The sequence below is a fragment of the Zoogloea sp. genome, from assembly GCF_041914405.1.
Lineage (GTDB): Bacteria > Pseudomonadota > Gammaproteobacteria > Burkholderiales > Rhodocyclaceae > Zoogloea.
Genome location: NZ_JAYSDK010000006.1, coordinates 97512 through 114497, shown reverse-complemented (window position 1 = coordinate 114497; position 16986 = coordinate 97512). Strand labels below are relative to the sequence as shown.

The 16986-nt window shown below is 64.1% G+C and carries 15 protein-coding genes; 3 read left to right on the top strand and 12 right to left on the bottom strand.

Features of this window, described 5'->3' with window-relative positions:
* Positions 1 to 379: 379 nt before the first annotated feature.
* Genes ACE3RX_RS05555 through ACE3RX_RS05545 form a run of 3 tightly spaced genes read left to right on the top strand, consistent with a single transcriptional unit; the run spans position 380 to position 2289 of the window.
* Entirely contained in the window at positions 380 to 1132 is a 753-nt protein-coding gene (locus ACE3RX_RS05555; RefSeq protein ID WP_374481161.1) for an energy transducer TonB, read from the top strand.
* 12 nt (positions 1133 to 1144) lie between these two features.
* The gene (locus ACE3RX_RS05550) at positions 1145 to 1873 is read left to right on the top strand and encodes a MotA/TolQ/ExbB proton channel family protein (protein WP_374481159.1); all 729 of its coding nucleotides are present in this window, start codon (positions 1145 to 1147) and stop codon (positions 1871 to 1873) included.
* Positions 1870 to 2289 carry an ExbD/TolR family protein gene (locus ACE3RX_RS05545; protein WP_374481157.1) on the top strand — a complete coding sequence of 140 codons (420 nt, stop codon included), beginning with the start codon at positions 1870 to 1872 and terminating at the stop codon, positions 2287 to 2289. The genes ACE3RX_RS05550 and ACE3RX_RS05545 overlap by 4 nt, the downstream gene beginning before the upstream one ends.
* Positions 2290 to 2457: 168 nt before the next feature.
* Here ACE3RX_RS05545 and ACE3RX_RS05540 read toward each other — a convergent pair whose 3' ends face one another.
* The 12 genes from ACE3RX_RS05540 to ACE3RX_RS05485 form a co-directional block, all read right to left on the bottom strand.
* Positions 2458 to 2742, bottom strand: a complete 285-nt coding sequence (locus ACE3RX_RS05540) for a hypothetical protein (protein ID WP_374481155.1) — start codon at positions 2740 to 2742, stop codon at positions 2458 to 2460.
* Positions 2743 to 2954: 212 nt separating this feature from the next.
* On the bottom strand, positions 2955 to 4751 hold the full coding sequence (locus ACE3RX_RS05535; RefSeq protein WP_374481153.1) for an acyl-CoA dehydrogenase: 1797 nt from the start codon (positions 4749 to 4751) through the stop codon (positions 2955 to 2957).
* Between the two features lie 167 nt (positions 4752 to 4918).
* The gene (locus ACE3RX_RS05530) at positions 4919 to 5866 is read right to left on the bottom strand and encodes an NAD(P)H-dependent flavin oxidoreductase (protein ID WP_374481151.1); all 948 of its coding nucleotides are present in this window, start codon (positions 5864 to 5866) and stop codon (positions 4919 to 4921) included.
* On the bottom strand, positions 5867 to 7531 hold the full coding sequence (locus ACE3RX_RS05525) for a long-chain-fatty-acid--CoA ligase (RefSeq protein ID WP_374481149.1): 1665 nt from the start codon (positions 7529 to 7531) through the stop codon (positions 5867 to 5869). It lies immediately after the preceding gene.
* A gap of 22 nt (positions 7532 to 7553) precedes the next feature.
* Positions 7554 to 8129 (bottom strand): chalcone isomerase family protein, encoded by a 576-nt coding sequence (locus ACE3RX_RS05520; RefSeq protein ID WP_374481147.1) that lies wholly within the window; start codon positions 8127 to 8129, stop codon positions 7554 to 7556.
* Entirely contained in the window at positions 8126 to 8638 is a 513-nt protein-coding gene (locus ACE3RX_RS05515; protein ID WP_374481145.1) for a DUF4442 domain-containing protein, read from the bottom strand. The genes ACE3RX_RS05520 and ACE3RX_RS05515 overlap by 4 nt, the downstream gene beginning before the upstream one ends.
* Before the next feature lie 79 nt (positions 8639 to 8717).
* On the bottom strand, positions 8718 to 9917 hold the full coding sequence (locus ACE3RX_RS05510; protein WP_374481142.1) for an acetyl-CoA C-acyltransferase: 1200 nt from the start codon (positions 9915 to 9917) through the stop codon (positions 8718 to 8720).
* A 21-nt stretch (positions 9918 to 9938) separates the two neighbouring features.
* Positions 9939 to 12338, bottom strand: coding sequence for a 3-hydroxyacyl-CoA dehydrogenase/enoyl-CoA hydratase family protein (locus ACE3RX_RS05505; protein ID WP_374481140.1), 2400 nt, complete (start codon positions 12336 to 12338; stop codon positions 9939 to 9941).
* 58 nt (positions 12339 to 12396) lie between these two features.
* Positions 12397 to 13692 carry an OmpP1/FadL family transporter gene (locus tag ACE3RX_RS05500; RefSeq protein WP_374481138.1) on the bottom strand — a complete coding sequence of 432 codons (1296 nt, stop codon included), beginning with the start codon at positions 13690 to 13692 and terminating at the stop codon, positions 12397 to 12399.
* Positions 13693 to 14028: 336 nt separating this feature from the next.
* The gene (locus tag ACE3RX_RS05495; RefSeq protein ID WP_374481136.1) at positions 14029 to 14721 is read right to left on the bottom strand and encodes a TetR/AcrR family transcriptional regulator; all 693 of its coding nucleotides are present in this window, start codon (positions 14719 to 14721) and stop codon (positions 14029 to 14031) included.
* 62 nt (positions 14722 to 14783) lie between these two features.
* Positions 14784 to 16175, bottom strand: coding sequence for a heavy metal sensor histidine kinase (locus ACE3RX_RS05490; protein WP_374481134.1), 1392 nt, complete (start codon positions 16173 to 16175; stop codon positions 14784 to 14786).
* Positions 16172 to 16855, bottom strand: coding sequence for a heavy metal response regulator transcription factor (locus tag ACE3RX_RS05485; protein ID WP_374481132.1), 684 nt, complete (start codon positions 16853 to 16855; stop codon positions 16172 to 16174). Before ACE3RX_RS05485 ends, ACE3RX_RS05490 begins: the two co-directional genes overlap by 4 nt.
* Positions 16856 to 16986: the final 131 nt, after the last annotated feature.

The following is a 16986-nucleotide window of genomic DNA, read 5'->3' as shown; positions in this document are numbered from 1 at the left end:
GACCGCAAGGGCTATTGGGTGAAGGCGGGGACGGCGGACGGCTGACGTGAAGGGGGCTGGCTGACGGCGAACGGACTGCATGATGAAACCTGTCTCCTTTTTATGATGGGCCGCAGCTTACGCAAGCACAGTGGTCAGCACCATGGGAGAAATTCCCGATGTCACGACAGAGACATCAGTAGCCGTGTGGGTAAGTCGTTGACGATGAAAATCCACATCCTTACAATGCAAATCGTTCGCATTTGCATTTTCGCTTATCGGGTCACTCGACTTGATCAAGGCCAGAGGATGCGTCGATGCGCCAAATCTCAGCCAGCCAGCCACGTGCCCCAAGGCATGTCGCAAGCCAGCCAGGAAGCAAGCCCGACTGGAGACCGACATGAACGCAGCCATGCCCCTGGCGGCACAACCGACACAAGCCCTGCCTGCTCCCGTCCTGTTGTTGTCACGCCAGGACAATCCCCTGCCAGTACGCCGCAGCATGGTCGGCACCGGTGTCGCAGTCGCTCTGCATCTTGCCTTGCTGGGCCTGTTCTTCTATCAGTTCGAGAGCGCGGCGCCACCGGTGACGCCGCCACAGCCGTACATGACGGTCAGCCTCGTTACGCCCGATACACCGAAACAGACTCCGCCCCAGCCGCGTCCGACGCAGCCTGCGGTCAGCAAGCCGCAGCCTGTTGCCAAGCAGCGCCCTGCCCCGCCAACCATGGCGCCAAGCAAGCCAACGCTGATCTCCGCTGCAACCGCCACTAACGCCGTCGAAGCCACGGCCCCCGCCGCCCAACCGGCCCCTCCTGCGCCGCCCGTGCAGGCAGCCGCCAAAGAGGCACCCGTCACGATCGTGCCGCCGCGCTTCGATGCGGCTTATCTGTCCAATCCCGCACCCGAATATCCGCGCCTGTCCCGTCGCATGGGTGAGGAAGGGCGTGTGCTGCTGAAGGTTCAGGTCGGCGCCGACGGACGCCCGACCGACGTCAGCGTCTTCAAGAGCAGCGGCTTCACGCGCCTGGATGAAAGCGCCCGCGACACCGTTCTGCACAGCTGGCGCTTCGTGCCGGCCCGCCAGGGCGACCAGACGGTTGCCGGCACCGTCAAGGTGCCCATCGATTTCACACTCAACCCCGCGTCCTAGGAAGGAATCCCCATGAACGAATCCACTTTCAGTTTCGGCCATATCTGGGCCCAGGGCGACAGTGTCTCCCACGGCGTCGCCATCATCCTGCTACTGATGTCGCTGGCCTCATGGTCAGTGATCCTCGTCAAGGCCTGGAGCCTGGTACGCCTGCGCCGCATGAGCGCCTCCGCCAAGCAGTTCTGGCACGCCACCAGCATGGATGCCGGCATGGCGGCCCTGGCCCCCAACTCCGCAGAGAACCCCTTTCATGACCTGGCCAGCCGCAGCACCGAGGCCGTCGCCCACCACGTCACCCACCAGGACGAACTGCACGGCGTGCTCAACCTGAACGACTGGCTGACCAGCACCATGCGCCAATCCATCGATGATTCCACCGGTCGAATGCAGGGCGGGCTGTCCATCCTGGCCTCGGTGGGTGCCACAGCCCCGTTCATCGGTCTGTTCGGCACCGTGTGGGGCATTTATCACGCGTTGATGGGTATCGGCGCCGCGGGCCAGGCGACCCTCGACAAGGTCGCCGGCCCGGTAGGCGAATCCCTGGTGATGACGGCCGGTGGCCTGGCAGTCGCGATTCCCGCCGTACTGGGCTACAACGCCCTGGTGCGTGGCAACAAGGAAATCCTGGCCCGCCTCAAGCACTTCGCCCATGACCTGCACGCCTTCCTGGTGACCGGCGGCAAGGTTCGCAAGAACCCGGCCAACATCCATCCCCTGCCGACCCGGAAGGAAGCGAAATGAGCTTCAGCTCCAGCCAGTTCGATGACGAAGGCGAGGTGATGTCGGAGATCAACATGACGCCTCTGGTGGACGTGATGCTGGTTCTGCTGATCATCTTCATCATCACCGTGCCGGTGATCAACCATGCGGTCAAGCTGGACCTGCCCAAGGCCAGCAGCCAACAGGAAGAAGTGAAGCCGGACAAGATCAACCTGTCCATCAAGGTGGACGGAGGCGTGTCGTGGAATGGGGAGAGTGTCGCTGCGGACGAACTACAAAGTCGTCTGGAAAGTGCCGCAACTCGCCAGCCCCAGCCAGAACTGCATCTGCAGGTGGACAAGCGCGCCGAGTACGATCATGTTGCGCAGCTGCTGTCATCCGCCAGCCGCCTGGGTCTCGGCAAGATCGCCTTCGTGACGGAACCCGGGGCACATTGACGACAGGACTGGGTCTTACAAACCCGCAAGCGGGGGCGAGAAGATCGTCCCCGTTTTTTTATGACTGGACAAAGCCAGACAAACAAAAGCCTCCGCCCGCTCTGCGCGGGTAGGAGGCTTCGTTGATGCACCGCCCCTGCAAGGGCGGTGAGGAGGGTACGTTACAGCTTAACGGTCAGCGGCGAGCTGGGCGAGGAAGGCTGCTTCCTTTTCGGCCGGGAAGGCATGTGCTGCCATGATGCGCTGAACAGCCGTCGAGGCGCTGCTGTTGCCATCCACCGAAAACTCGATACCGAGCGTGCGACCGTTGGCGGCCAAGGTCATGAAGGCGCTACGCCAGCGTTGGGACTCTGCCAGACGCTCACGAACTTCGTTTTCGTTGCGGATCACGACGCCCGCGGCCTTGAGGGAATCCAGAAACTCTGCGTAGGACTCGTTGCAATAACTGCCCATCGACTTCTCCTGTTAAATCCGGTGATCGCTCACCTGTACTCCCTTAACGCGAACGTCAGTCAGCTGGATGACAGGATTTCAAAAAAATTTTCGTACCTTTACCAGACCGGGAATTGTCCTCCGCAACAACCGGTCTTCAGCCCCAACGAAGGGATCCCGAACGGGGGACTACTGATGCAGGAAGACCACCCTGTCGTCTCCCTGCGTCAGGCTCAGGCGAACAGGTCGTCACCGATTCCAGCCGTCGCCGCGTCCCCGTTCATCACAGTTTCGGCATAGGCAGTTGCCTGGGGCAGCAGCTGGTCGGCGTAGAAGCGGGCCGTGGCGATCTTGTTGCGGTAGAAGACCAGGTCGCCGTCGCCGCGGGCCAGATGGCCGGCAGCGGCAAGCGCGGCCCTGCCCATCATCCAGCCGCCGCTGGCGATAACGGCCAGGTGTAGATAGGGCACGGCGGCGGTCAGCACGCTGCCGAGGCTGTGCTTGACGTTGCCGGCCAGCCATTCGGTAGCGATCGTCCACGCCTTCAGCGCATTGCCGAGCTTGTGGCCGATGGCCTGCAGCTCCGGCTGACCACTTGCGCCCAATGCTCTGGCCGTAGATTGGATCTCGCCGAAGACGACCTTGACCGTCGCCCCCTGGTCGCGCATCAGCTTGCGAAACAGCAGGTCGTTGGCCTGGATACCGGTGGTGCCCTCGTAGATCGTGGTGATGCGGGAGTCGCGCCAGTGCTGGGCAGCGCCGGTTTCCTCGATGAAGCCCATGCCGCCGTGGATCTGTACGCCGAGGGAAGTCACCTCGATGCCCATTTCGGTGCCGCCGCCCTTGACGATGGGGATCATCAGCTCGGCCAAATAGAGCTTCTGCTTGCGCACTTCGGCGTCCGGGTGCTTGTGGGCCAGATCGAGCAGGCCGGAGGTGTAATAGGCCAGCGCACGGCAAGCTTCGACACGGGACTTCATCAGCATCAGCATGCGGCGGACGTCCGGGTGCTTGTCGATGCTCACCAGCGCCTCACCGGTCAGCGCATCGCGGCCCTGCTTGCGGTCGCGGGCATAGGCCAGCGCCTGCTGGTAAGCGCGCTCGCCGAGGGCGATGCCCTGCAGGCCAACGCCGAGGCGAGCCTGGTTCATCATGATGAACATGTACTCGAGGCCCCGATTGGCTTCGCCGAGCAGGTAGCCGACGGCACCTTCCGTGTCGCCAAAGGCCATCACACAGGTCGGGCTGGCGTGGATGCCAAGCTTGTGCTCGATCGACACGCAATGGGCGTCGTTGCGTGCGCCCAGCGAGCCGTCGGCATTCACCAGGAACTTCGGCACCAGGAACATCGAGATGCCTTTCACGCCAGCCGGCGCATCCGGCAGGCGGGCGAGGACGAGATGCACGATGTTGTCGGTCATGTCGTGGTCGCCGTAGGTGATGAAGATCTTCTGGCCGAAGACCCGGTACGTGCCGTCTGCCTGCGGCTCGGCTCGCGAGCGGATCAGGGCCAGATCGGAACCGGCCTGGGGCTCGGTGAGATTCATCGTGCCGGTCCATTCGCCGGACACCATCTTCTCCAGATAGGTCGTCTTCAGTGCGTCGCTGGCGCAGGTCAGCAGGGCTTCGACCGCGCCGGTGGTGAGCAGCGGACCGAGGGAGAAGGCCATGTTCGCCGAGCAGATCATCTCCTTGACGGCGATGCCGAGCAGGTCAGGCAGGCCCTGGCCGCCGAACTCGGCAGGCAGCGTGATGCCGTTCCAGCCGGCGTCGCGGTACTGCTGATAGGCCGCTTTCCAGCCTGCCGGGGTCGTCACTCCGTTGGCGCCGAGGGTGCAACCCTGCCGGTCGCCGACGTGGTTGAGCGGTGCCAGCACCTCACCGGCAAACCTGGCGGCTTCGTCGAGAATGGCGTCGGCCAGATCGGGCGTCGCTTCCTCGCAGCCCGGCAGCTGGGCGATCTCGTTGAAAGCGGCCAGTTCGTCCATGACGAAGCGCATGTCCTTGATCGGGGCGCGGTAATCACTCATTTCGTTCTCCTTGGTCAGTCGTTCGTTTTAATTTGAAGGCGTAATCGGTTCAGCCCTGCGCCGCCATGCGGCGGCCGGGAATAAGACATGTAGTGCGTAGGAGCTTGCTGAATCCCGACCGCCACGCCGACCCAGTCCGGGGCCGGCTCAGCAAATCGGGCGATGGGTCAGAAGGACTTGGCCAGCAGGTCAGCCTTTGCAGCCAGGTATTCGCGCTTCATCCGGGCAATGACGTCGGCGGCCGGCAGCACGTCGTCGATGGTGCCGACGCCCTGCCCTGCGCCCCAAATGTCGCGCCAGGCCTTGGCGTCGTTCTCTTTACCGAAGCTCATGGCGCTCTTGTCACGAACTGGCAGATCTTCCGGGTTGAGCCCGGCGGCGAGGATGCTCTTCTTGAGATAGTTGCCATGCACGCCGGTGAAGTAAGGCGTGTAGACCACATCCTGGGCCGTGGACTCGAGCAACGCCTGCTTGTAGGCGTCGGCGGCGTTGGCCTCCTCCGTCGCGATGAAGCGCGAGCCGATGTAGGCGAAATCAGCACCCAGCGCCTGCGCGGCGAGGATGCTGGAGCCGTTGGTGATGGCGCCGGACAGCGCAATCGGACCGTCGTAGAACTTGCGGATCTCACCGACCAGCGCGAAGGGGCTCAGGGTGCCGGCGTGACCGCCCGCGCCGGCGCAGACCAAAATCAAGCCGTCGACGCCGGCCTCCAGCGCCTTCTCCGCATGGCGCACGCTGATCACGTCATGAAAGACCAGGCCGCCGTACGCATGCACCTGCGGCACGATGCGGGTCGGCGCTGACAGGCTGGTGATGACCAGCGGCACCTCGTGCTTCACGCACAGCGCCATGTCGTGCTCCAACCGCGTGTTCGACGGATGGATGATCTGGTTCACCGCGAAGGGCGCAGCCGCCGGGCTCTCCGCCAGCGTGGCGTTGATGCGCGTCAGCCAGTCGTCGAGCAGCTCTTGCGGACGCGCGTTCAGCGCCGGAAAGGAACCGATGACGCCGCTGCGGCACTGGGCGATGACCAGGTTAGGGTTGGAAACGATGAACATCGGCGCGCAGATCACCGGCAGCGCGAGGTTCTTGTTCAACGAAGCGGGAATCGACATTCAGGCAGCCTCCTTCAATGCGCGACGCAGGATCTTGCCGACGTTGGTGCGCGGCAGGTCGTCGCGAAACTCTACGTGTTTGGGTACTTTGTAGCCGGTCAGCACGGTACGGCAGTGCTCGATCAGCGCTTTTTCGGTTAGTGCCGGATCTTTGCGTACAACGAATATCTTCACCGCCTCGCCGGAATGCTCGTCGGCAACGCCGATTGCCGCCACGTCGCCGACGCCCGGATGCATTGCCACCGCCTCCTCGACCTCGTTGGGGTACACGTTGAAGCCGGACACCAGAATCATGTCCTTCTTGCGGTCCACCAGGAAGACGAAACCCTGCTTGTCCACATAGCCCATGTCGCCGGTTCGCAGGAAGCCGTCCGGATGAAAGGCGTTGGCGGTTTCCTCAGGGCGCTGCCAGTAGCCCTTCATCACTTGCGGGCCGCGGATGCAGATCTCGCCGACCTGGGTGATCGGTACTTCGGTCCCAGCGTCGTCACGGATCGAAATCTCGGTGGACGAGATCGGCAGGCCGATTGCGCCGTTGAACGTATCCATGTCGAGGGGATTGATGGTCGCCGCCGGCGAGGTCTCGGTCAGCCCATAGGCCTGCAGCAGCGGCGTGCCGGAGACCTGGCGCCAGCGCTCGGCCACCGGGGCCTGCACTGCCATGCCGCCGCCGAGCGTGACACGCATGGTCGAGAAATCCAGCTTGGAGAAGTCCGGGTTGTTGAGAAGAGCATTGAACAGCGTATTGACGCCGGTAAACACACTCACCGGATACTTCGACCACTCCTTCACGAAACCCGGGATGTCGCGGGGATTGGCGATCAGCAGGTTCGTTGCGCCGATCATCAGGAAGGTCAGACAGTTCGCCGTCAGCGCGAAGACGTGGTACAGCGGCAAGGCGGTGACAATGATCTCCTGCCCCTCGCGCACCGCTGGGCGGATCCAGTTGTAGGCCTGGATGACGTTTGACGCGATGTTGGCGTGAGTCAGCATCGCCCCCTTGGAGACGCCGGTCGTGCCGCCGGTATATTGCAGGAAGGCCAGATCCTGCTGGCCGAGCGGCACCGGCTTGAAGCGCTGGCGCTGCCCCACGGCGAGGGCGTCGCTGAAGCCGATCGCCGTGGGGATATACCAGGCAGGCACCATCTTCTTGATACGGCGCACGACGAGGTTGACCAGTGCCCCCTTCAGCGCGCCCAGCATCTCGCCCATCGGCGTGACGATGACGTGGCGCAGCGCGGTCGTCCTGGGCAGCACCTGCTCCAGCGTGTGGGCGAAATTCTCGACGATGACGATAGCGGCCGCACCGGCGTCCTTGAGCTGATGCTCCAGTTCCCGCGGGGTGTACAGCGGGTTGCAATTGACCACCACGCAGCCGGCCCGCAAGGTGCCGAACAGGGCCACCGGGTATTGCAGCAGGTTAGGCATCATCAGCGCGACGCGGTCACCCTTATGCAGCCCCCGCGACTGCAGCCAGCCGGCAAAAGCAAGGGACGCCTCGTCGAGCTGGCGGTACGTCATCTCCTTGCCCATGCTGATGTAGGCGACCTTGTCCGCGTAGGTCTTGCAGGCCTTCTCGAGCAGCGCGACCAGCGACGGGATGTGTTCGATGTCGATATCCGCCGGGATGCCCGCCGGATAGCTTTGCAGCCAGATTCTGTCCATGTCTGTCTCCTCGGCTGGCCGGTCAGTTGCCGAGCAGCGCTCTCTTGAGCCCGGCATCCGCCGGCTTGTCGCCGAGCCAGACCTTCAGCAAGGCTTTGGCGAAGGCGCCGCCGGCGACCTTGCCGCGGGCTTCACCGTTGACACTCAAGGCCACGCCATCGCCGCTGAAATCGAGGGCCACGCTGTCGCCCTCGTGCACCTTGCCGAGGCCGCGCATCAGGCTGCCGAACTGTTCGGACTGGGGCCTCACAGCTTCCAGCTCTACGGGCGTGTTGTTGTGGGCCAGCCCTTCCTCCAGCGCCGAGTGCAGCGTGTCGGCGCTGATGTCGCGGAGCAGGCGCAGGCTCATCCGGCGCGGCGCGGTGGCGTCGATCAGTGCAGTGGCCGTGCCGCTCTTCTGCGGCACATACAGCGCACCGACGTAGAGCTTGATGAACAGCTTGCTGCGCAGGCCGGCACCATTCAGTACCAGCTCGCTGCTGCCGACGCGGCCCCGCTCGTCGACCTTCACGCCGGCCACCTCGGCGGCGTGCAGCCCAGTCGAAGCCAGCAGGGCCAGCACCAAGGTGGCCCCGTAAAGACGATGAAATTGACTCATTGCTCTCCTCCAGCGGATTTCTTCCGGTAGAAATTCTTCTCGGCGATATAAACCGTGCGCTCCACCACCGTATGCACAACGCCCTGCGCGTCCTTCAGTTCGACCTGGAAAGTGCGTTCCAGCTCCGGCTGCTGCGCCAGCGTGGCACGGATGTCGGCCAGCTCTTCCGGACTCAGCACGAAGTCGGCGTACAGCGTCGTGTAGCCCGGTTTGCGGTAGCGGATGTTCGCCGCCTTGTCCCACACGATGTAACCCTCGCCCAATGCCGCCATCAGCATCATCGGGTGCGCCCCGTCGGTGATCGCGAACAGCGAGCCGCCGTACAGCGAACCGACGATGTTGCGGGTCTTCCACGACAGGGGCAGCGCGATGCGGATGTGGCGCAGGTCGCGGGCCACATGCACGACCCGCCCGCCCGTGCCACGGAAGGCCGGATGCAGGTTGAAGCCCAGGCGCACCATGCGGGCACGCCACGCGGGTGGAAGTTTGGCGAGCCAGGCGGGCTTCATGGTCTGTTCTTCTGGTAATGGATCGTGAATGTGGGCCAAACGATGGAATGCCCCGCCAAGCCTGGCGGGGCCTGCCTCGTCACACGCGCTCGAAGATGCCGGCGGCGCCCATGCCTGTGCCGATGCACATCGTCACCATGCCATAGCGGCCGCCGGTGCGCTGCAAGCCGTGCACCACGGTGGCCGTGCGGATCGCACCAGTCGCGCCGAGGGGATGGCCGAGGGCGATGGCGCCACCGAGCGGATTGACCTTTTCCGGATCGAGACCGAGTTCCTGCATCACCGCCAGCGACTGGGCAGCAAAAGCCTCATTGAGCTCGATCCAGTCCAACTCATCCTGGCGAATGCCGGCCTGAGCCAGCGCCTTCGGAATTGCCGCTACCGGGCCGATGCCCATGATGTCCGGCGCCACGCCGGCCACCGCGTAACCGGCAAAGCGGGCCAGCGGCGTTAGATTGTGTTCCCGCAGGATCTTTTCCGACACCAGCATCAGCGCGCCGGCGCCGTCCGACATCTGCGACGAATTGCCAGCGGTAACCGAGCCACGCACGTTGAACACCGGCTTGAGTTTGGCAAGCCTCTCCAGCGACGCGTCCTGGCGCGGGCCTTCGTCCACCTCGACAGTGCGCTGACGGGCGCGGACCTGGCCGCTCGCCAGGTCGGGGACGTGCTCGGTGAAGCCGTAAGGCGTCGTCTCGGCGTTGAAATGGCCGGCCAGGATCGCCGCGCAGGCCTTCTGGTTGGAAGCCAGCGCGAACTGGTCCTGGGCCTCGCGGCCGATCTTCCATTGCTGGGCGACCTTTTCCGCCGTGAGGCCCATGCCGTAGGCGATGCCCAGGTTCTCCTCGTGGGCGAAGATCGCCGGGTTCATCGACATCTTGTTGCCCATCATCTGCGGCATCACGCTCATCGACTCGGTGCCAGCGGCGATCATCACGTCGGCCAGGCCAAGGCGGATCTGGTTGGCGGCGTCGGCCACTGCCTGCACGCCGGACGAGCAGAAGCGGTTGATCGTCAGCCCCGGCACGCTGGTCGGCAACCCGGCCAGCAGCAGGCCGATGCGGGCGACGTTCATGCCCTGCTCCGCCTCCGGCATCGCGCAGCCGACGATGACGTCGCCGATCAGGGTCGGATCGATACCCGGCACCTGAGCCACGACGGACTTAAGGACCGCCGCCAGCATGTCGTCCGGACGGACATTGCGGAACGCGCCGTTGCGCTTGGCCACCGGCAGACGGGTCGCGGCGACGATGTAGGCGTCTTGAATCTGTTTGCTCATGTCTTTGTCTCCTTGGCCCGATCAGTTGCGCAGCGGCTTGCCGGTTTCCAGCATGTGCTGGATGCGGGCTTGCGTGAAGGGATCTTTCAGCAGTTCGACGAACAGGCGGCGCTCGACGGTGAGCAGCCATTCCTCGTCCACCAGGCTGCCGGTTTCCACCTCGCCACCGCAAAGGGCGGTCGCTGCTGCCTTGGCCACCTTGTAATCGTGGGCGGAGATCATCCCGCCCTCCTTCATGTTCACCAGCATCATCTCGAAGGTGGCGATGCCGTTCTTGCCGGCGACCGGAATGCCTCGGGCCAACTGCGGCGGCGCATGACCGGCATCGGCCATGGCGCGTGCTTCGCGGATGGCAACCCACAGCAGTTCGTGGGCATTGAAGAGGATGGTGTCCGACGGCCGGGCGAAGCCGTGGTCGATGGCCTCCTGCGCGCTTTTGGCGACCTTCGCCATCGCAATCGTCTGGAACACCGGCTGCAGGAAGTTGAACACCTCCGTCGGCGTTGCGGACTGGGCGGCCAGTTCAGCCGCACGCACCGCGAACTCCTTGCAGCCGCCACCCGCCGGGATCAGGCCGACACCGGCTTCCACCAGGCCCACGTAGCTCTCCAGCGCCAGCACGCGCTTGCCCGCATGCATGACGAACTCGCAACCGCCGCCGAGCGCCATGCCCTGCACCGCGGCAACGACCGGAACCTGCGCGTACTTCAGCGCCTGCGAGGCGCGCTGGAACTTCTCGACGGTCGCCTCAAGCACGTCGAAGCGGCCTGCGCCGATGGCTTCCGCCACTTGTTGCAGATTGGCCCCGACAGCGAACGGCGCCTCGTGCCACAGGACGAGACCATCGAGCGTGCGCTCCGCCTGGCGCACCGCGGCGATGACGCCGTCCAGCACCTCGTTGCCGATGGTGTGCATCTTCGACTTGATCGACACGATGCCGATGGCGGCATCGACCGCGGGCAGACGCCAAAGGCGCACGCCGTCGTTCTCGTACAGGGTCTCGCCGGACTGTTCCGGTGACGCCGCAATTTCGCCGAGCACCCGCTCGGGGAAGAGCTGGCGGTGGTAAACCGGCAAATCGGAACGCGGCACGTAGGCATTGCGGCGGGCCGACCAGGAACCTTCCTGCGTATGGACGCCAGTACGGCCGGCTTCCAGCGCCCAGGCCGGCAGCGGCACAGCGCTCATCGCCTTGCCGGCCGCGATGTCGGCGGCCACCGCGTCGGCGATGGCGGACCAACCGGCAGCCTGCCAGGTTTCGAACGGGCCTTGCGCCCAGCCGAAGCCCCAGCGCATGGCCAGGTCGAGGTCGCGGGCGTTATCGGCCACGTTTTCGAGCTGCACGGCGGCGTAGTGGAAGATGTCGCGGAAGATCGCCCACAGGAATTGCGCATGGGGATGCGGTGACGCCCGCAGCGCGGCGAACTTCTCGGCCGTATTCCGGATCTTGAGGATCGCGGCGACCTCGTCGGCGATTTCAGCGGAAGAAGGCCGATAGCCCTGCTCAGCCAGGTCGAGCACCTGGATCTCCCTGCCTTGCTTGCGGAAGATGCCGCAGCGGGTCTTCTGCCCAAGCGCGCCCTGCTCGATCAGCCGCATCAGCCAGGCCGGCGTCGTGAAGTGCGCATGCCACGGATCGTCGGGCAGCGTGTCCTGCATCGTCTTGATGACGTGGGCCAGCGTGTCCAGACCGACCACGTCGGCGGTGCGGTAGGTGGCGCTCTTCGGCCGGCCAATCTTCGGGCCAGTCAGCGCATCGACCTCGTCGAAGCCGAGGCCGAAGGCCTGGGTATGGTGCATCACCGCCAGGATGGAGAAGACGCCGATGCGGTTAGCCACGAAGTTCGGTGTGTCCAGCGCACGGATCACACCCTTGCCGAGGCGGGACGTGAGCCAGGTTTCCAGCGCGTCGAGCAGCGCCGTATCGGTGCGCTGCGTGGCGATGAGCTCCACCAGATGCATGTAGCGCGGCGGATTGAAGAAGTGCACACCGCAGAAGCGCGGGCGCAACGCCTCTGGGAGGCCCTGCTCCAGCGCGTTCATCGACAGGCCGGAGGTGTTCGACGCGATCACCGCGTGCGGTGCCAGGAAGGGGCTGATCTTCGCGTAGAGATCGTGCTTCCAGTCCATGCGCTCGGCAATCACCTCGATGATCAGGTCGCAGTCGGCGAGCAGCGGCAGGTGTTCCTCATAGTTGGCGGCGTCGATGAAGCGTAGCGTGTCCTTGCTCGCCAGCGGCGCCGGGTCGAGCTTTTTCAGACCGTCGAGGGCCTTCTTTACGACCGCGTTCTTGTCGCCGTCCTTGGAAGGCAGGTCGAACAGCACGACGGGCACGTCGGCATTGGCGAGGTGGGCGGCGATCTGCGCGCCCATCACGCCGGCGCCGAGGACCGCCGCCCTTCTTACGATCAGCTTGTTCAAGGCTTGTCTCCTTTGAGGGTATTGATTATGCAATCAGGGTAATTCTGCAGGCAATGCATCAGAAGGCGTAGTTCAACTGGACGGACAGCAGATCGACGCTGTTTTCAAACTTGCCCCGCACCGTCTGCAGGGTCACTGTCTCTGCCGTGTTCGTGACCGCCCGCGCCGTGTGGGTGTCCTTGAGGAACAGGTGGGCGTAGCCGAAATCCAGACTGGTATTGGGCGCGACGGCCCACTTGGCGCCGAAGGCCAGCCAGATGCGGTCCGCGTCGGGAACGGTCATCGTGCGGCTGGTGTCGTCGGGAATCGGGTTCTTGTCGAAGGCGGTGCCGGCGCGCAGCTTCCAATCCTGGTTGTACTGCCAGGTTGCGCCGACACCGACTCGCCAGGTGTCCTTGAAGTTGTAACGGAGTGGCGCCGTGGCCGCCGCACCGCTGGCAGCTACCTTGGGTTCCAGTGCCTGCAGGCTGCTCCAACCGGTCCAGGAGTAGTCGCCAAGCAGCGTCCAGCGCTCGTTGAGCTTGTGCTGGAGGGCAATGGACAAGGTGTCCGGCGTCTCGATGGAAGCGGTGATAGCCCGGTCGATCAGGCCTAGCACTGTCTGCGTTCCGTCCAGATCGACCTTCACCTTGGAACGGTAGCTCACCCCCAGCCTGGTGGCCTCGTCCAGCTGGTACATCAGACCTAAGTTGTAGCCCCAGGCTCGGCCATCGCCCTTTAGGCGCCCGAGTGGCGCGCCGACGTAAGGCGTGGCTTGCGTGAATTCGATCTTGCTGTCGACATAGTTGACGCCGGCACCGAGCGACAACCGCTCATTGACCCGGTAGGCGACAGAAGGATTGATGTTGATGTGGCGGATACGGGTTTTCTGGCCGGAGAAGCGTCCGATGAAGGTGCTGTCGTATTCCGTCTCATCGGCAAAGGTCGGCCCTATCCCAAGACCGAGCCGCCAATCCGGCGCCAAGGCATAGGCGTAGTAGATCGCTGGGATGGCGTGCACTCCGCCTCCCTCTCCGCCATCGCCCCCGGCCGGGTGAAACGAACCTATCGGTGCGCCCGTCCGCGGATTGATGACCGGCATGGGCGTCGTCCCCTGATCCGAGAAACGGGTACTTCGGCTGATCAGCGTACCGACGACGCTGAAGTTGTGCGTCCCCGCCAGGTAGCTCATGCCTGCCGGATTGAAATAGATCGTACTGGCGTCCTCGGCAACCGCAGCCTGGCCGGCATACGCCGTTCCGAGGCCAGAGCCGTTCTGTTCCATCAACTGGAAACCCGCTGCCGTCGCCGAGCTCGAAAAGGCCAGCGCAGAAAGGACGAGCGGGATGACGGACGGCTCCATCACGTTTCTCATAAGCATGTCTCCTCTTGTGTAGTTCTAAGGTTGTCAGGATCTTTGGTTTAGATGAACAAACGATCGTTTTATTTTTGACACAAAAAAAGTAGCGATCTCAGTTGCCACTCAATCCTCAAGAATGCATTTGTTCAAACGTTCGTTTGATAATAGAGATAAGGCTCCGCCCGGGCAAGCACTTTTTCAAGTTCTTGATTGCGCCCCTGCGACGGACAAAGGTGGCCAGCCGCCGCGAGCGGTATCGAAGGTGAAATCCGGCGCGCGCTGCGCGCCCTTGGGATAGGCAGCTTGTAGCCAGCCATCTGCCGGCTGGACGATCAACCCACCGCCGCGGCTTCAGCCGCCGCTGCTCTCGAATTGCGGTAGTGGTGCGCGCAAACCGCCGAGGAGGAAAGACATCAGGCGCGGCAACAGGCGATCGAGCTGCTTCATCTCCGTTTCGTCCTCGATCTGCCAGTCCGTCACGATGCGTAGCGCATCGATGCCGGCAATGGCGTACGAGGTGGCGCCGAGCATGAAATGGAAACGCCAGACGATCTCTGCCTTAGGGACATCGGGCAATGCCTTGAACAGCGCGGTCTTGTAGCGCTCGATGACCACGCGATATTCCTGGGCAAGAAAGCTATGAATGAACTCGGAAGGCTCCGTCAGGGTGCGCCCGAGCAGGCGTAGGAAGGTCATGCCACCCCGTGCCTCGTTATCCGCAAGACGCAGTAGCGTTCCGAAGAAGCCGTCCACGATCTGCGACGGCTTCAGCGGCTTGCCTGCGGCTTCCCGTTCCAGCTCGTCCAGGATGCGCATGCGCTCCTCGTTCAACCAGTCGAGGCGTCGGCGGAAGACCTCCTGCATCAGGGATTCCTTGGAGCCGAAGTGGTAATTCACCGCCGCCAGATTGACCCCCGCATCACCGGTGATCTGACGCATCGACGTGCCTTCATACCCATTGGCCATGAACAGGCGCTCGGCAGCGTCCAGAATTCGTTCGCGGGTATCCACACTCTGGCTTTCGCCAGCTTTCGCCTCAGCCACTTCCAGACTCCATGCTCGTAAAGTGCGTGCAGGATAATTGAAGCGGCCCGGAATTCGCGAAACTAAGCGGCGGGAAGCGTGAACTCGAAGACGTTGCCGTGGGAAATGGCCCTGGCGCGGATCTCGCCTCCGTGGGCATGGATGATGGAACGGGTGATCGCGAGCCCCAGGCCGGCCCCTTCACCGGAATTGTGGCGGGATGAATCGGCCCGGTAGAAACGGTCGAACAGGCGCGGCAAATGCTCGGCCGGAATCGGCTCCCCGCTGTTCTCGACAGCTAGGCGGGTCATCTCGTCCGGGGTGACGTCGATCTTCACGTCCACGCGCCCCCCCTCCGGGGTGTGACGCAGCGCGTTCGATAGCAGGTTGCCGAGGGCGCGGCGCAGCATCAGGCGGTCACCCGTGACCCTACCCCGTCCTTGCAGGCGCAGCACGACGTGACGCTCGTCGGCCACGGCACCGTAGAAATCGAACAGCGCGCCGACTTCATCGGCCAGCTCGAAGGTTTCGCGGGCTGGCACGATCAACCCGTTGTCGGCCTTGGCAAGGAAGAGCATGTCACTGACCATCCGGGACAGGCGCTCGAACTCTTCCGCGTTGGACTCCAGTACCTCACGATATTCGTCGGCCGTACGCGTCCGGCTCAGGGCCACCTGGGTCTGGGTCATCAGGTTGCTGACCGGCGTACGCAGTTCGTGGGCCAGGTCGGACGAGAAGTCGGACAAGCGCCGGAACGACTCTTCCAACCGGCCCAGCATGTCATTGAGGGAACGGGCCAGCTCGGCCAGTTCGACGGGCACCGCCTCCGCCGGTAGCCGCCGGTCCAGGCTGCGGGCACTGACCTGGGCCGCCAGTGCGCCCATCTCCCGCAACGGCGCCAGGCCACGACGGGCGACGATCCAGCCGAGCAGCCCGGTAGCGATGCTGCCGCCGAGGACGACCAGCCACAGGCTGTGCAGGAAGGCGGCCATGAAATGCCGGTGGTGGGAAATGTCCGTCGCCACCGCGACGACCGCCGGCGGCGTACCTGTGATGCCGCTGGGCAGAGTGCCAACGATGCCGCGGAACGGGGTGCCGTCCGGCGCATCCCAGACATAGGGCTGGCCTGCGTCAGGCTTGCCGACCCGCTGCAGCAGCGCCTGCGGAAAGGGGCTATCACGGGTCGCGAACAGGGTCCGGCCGTCCGTGCCGGTCACCGCGACAGCCAGGCCGTGGTGGCCGATCAGCGCGTCATCCATCTGCTGCACCAGCGTGTCCAGGTCGTCGGGGCTGTGCACCCGCTCGAGCGCATGGCGGATCAGCTCCAGCTTGCCTTCCAGCAGGGTCATGTCCTGCTCTTGGAAATGCTGCTCCACCGAAGCCTTCACGATGAAGCCCAACACCAGCAGCACCGCGGTAGCGGCCAACGCGAACAGCAGGGTCAGCCGGAAAGTCAGGGAGTGGCGGCGGATCACGGCGTATCCTGTTCGTCCAGCACGTAACCCATGCCACGCACGGTCCGGATCAGCTTGGGCTCGAAATCGTCGTCGATCTTGGCGCGCAGGCGGCGCACCGCCACCTCGATCACATTGGTGTCACTGTCGAAGTTCATGTCCCAGACCTGGGAGGCGATCAGGGACCGGGGCAGGACCTCGCCGCGGCGGCGCAGCAGCAACTCCAGCAGGGCAAACTCCTTGGCGGTCAGGTCGATGCGCTGGCCGGCGCGCGAAACCCTGCGGCGCAGCAGGTCCAGCTCCAGATCGGCAGCCTTCAATACATCCGCCTCCTTGCTGCGCGTGCCTCGCCGCAGGAGCGTGCGCACCCTGGCAAGCAGTTCTGAAAAGGCGAAAGGCTTGACCAGATAGTCGTCGGCTCCCAGTTCCAGCCCCTTGACCCGGTCGTCCACGCTGTCCCGTGCGGTGAGGAACAGCACCGGGATCTCCTTGCCAGCCCGGCGCAGGGTCTGCAGCACCTGCCAACCGTCGAGGCCGGGCAACATCACGTCCAACACGACCAGGTCATAGGCTTCGGTCAGGCCAGCATGCACGCCGTCCATGCCATCCCGCACGAGGTCGACGGAAAACCCGGCCTCGGCCAGTCCTTGCTTGAGATAGCTCCCGGTTTTCGCCTCGTCTTCGACGATCAGTATCTTCATTCGCTTACGGCCCCGCTGGGCTCTTATCCACGTCTGTTCGCACGGGCCATAGGTTACCGAGATTTGCCCCGTGGCGTTGTCCCGAGCGCCTTCCCGCCCGTCGCGGGTGTTCGCGAGAACCCTGTTGACCT

Bases quoted from the DNA above. Each gene is read 5' to 3' on its own strand.
- ACE3RX_RS05540 (WP_374481155.1), bottom strand. From the start codon at position 2,742: ATGGGCAGTTATTGCAACGAGTCCTACGCAGAGTTTCTGGATTCCCTC.
- ACE3RX_RS05525 (WP_374481149.1), bottom strand. From the start codon at position 7,531: ATGGACAGAATCTGGCTGCAAAGCTATCCGGCGGGCATCCCGGCGGAT.
- ACE3RX_RS05510 (WP_374481142.1), bottom strand. From the start codon at position 9,917: ATGAGCAAACAGATTCAAGACGCCTACATCGTCGCCGCGACCCGTCTG.
- ACE3RX_RS05550 (WP_374481159.1), top strand. From the start codon at position 1,145: ATGAACGAATCCACTTTCAGTTTCGGCCATATCTGGGCCCAGGGCGAC.
- ACE3RX_RS05545 (WP_374481157.1), top strand. From the start codon at position 1,870: ATGAGCTTCAGCTCCAGCCAGTTCGATGACGAAGGCGAGGTGATGTCG.
- ACE3RX_RS05530 (WP_374481151.1), bottom strand. From the start codon at position 5,866: ATGTCGATTCCCGCTTCGTTGAACAAGAACCTCGCGCTGCCGGTGATC.
- ACE3RX_RS05555 (WP_374481161.1), top strand. From the start codon at position 380: ATGAACGCAGCCATGCCCCTGGCGGCACAACCGACACAAGCCCTGCCT.
- ACE3RX_RS05485 (WP_374481132.1), bottom strand. From the start codon at position 16,855: ATGAAGATACTGATCGTCGAAGACGAGGCGAAAACCGGGAGCTATCTC.
- ACE3RX_RS05520 (WP_374481147.1), bottom strand. From the start codon at position 8,129: ATGAGTCAATTTCATCGTCTTTACGGGGCCACCTTGGTGCTGGCCCTG.
- ACE3RX_RS05500 (WP_374481138.1), bottom strand. From the start codon at position 13,692: ATGAGAAACGTGATGGAGCCGTCCGTCATCCCGCTCGTCCTTTCTGCG.
- ACE3RX_RS05535 (WP_374481153.1), bottom strand. From the start codon at position 4,751: ATGAGTGATTACCGCGCCCCGATCAAGGACATGCGCTTCGTCATGGAC.
- ACE3RX_RS05515 (WP_374481145.1), bottom strand. From the start codon at position 8,638: ATGAAGCCCGCCTGGCTCGCCAAACTTCCACCCGCGTGGCGTGCCCGC.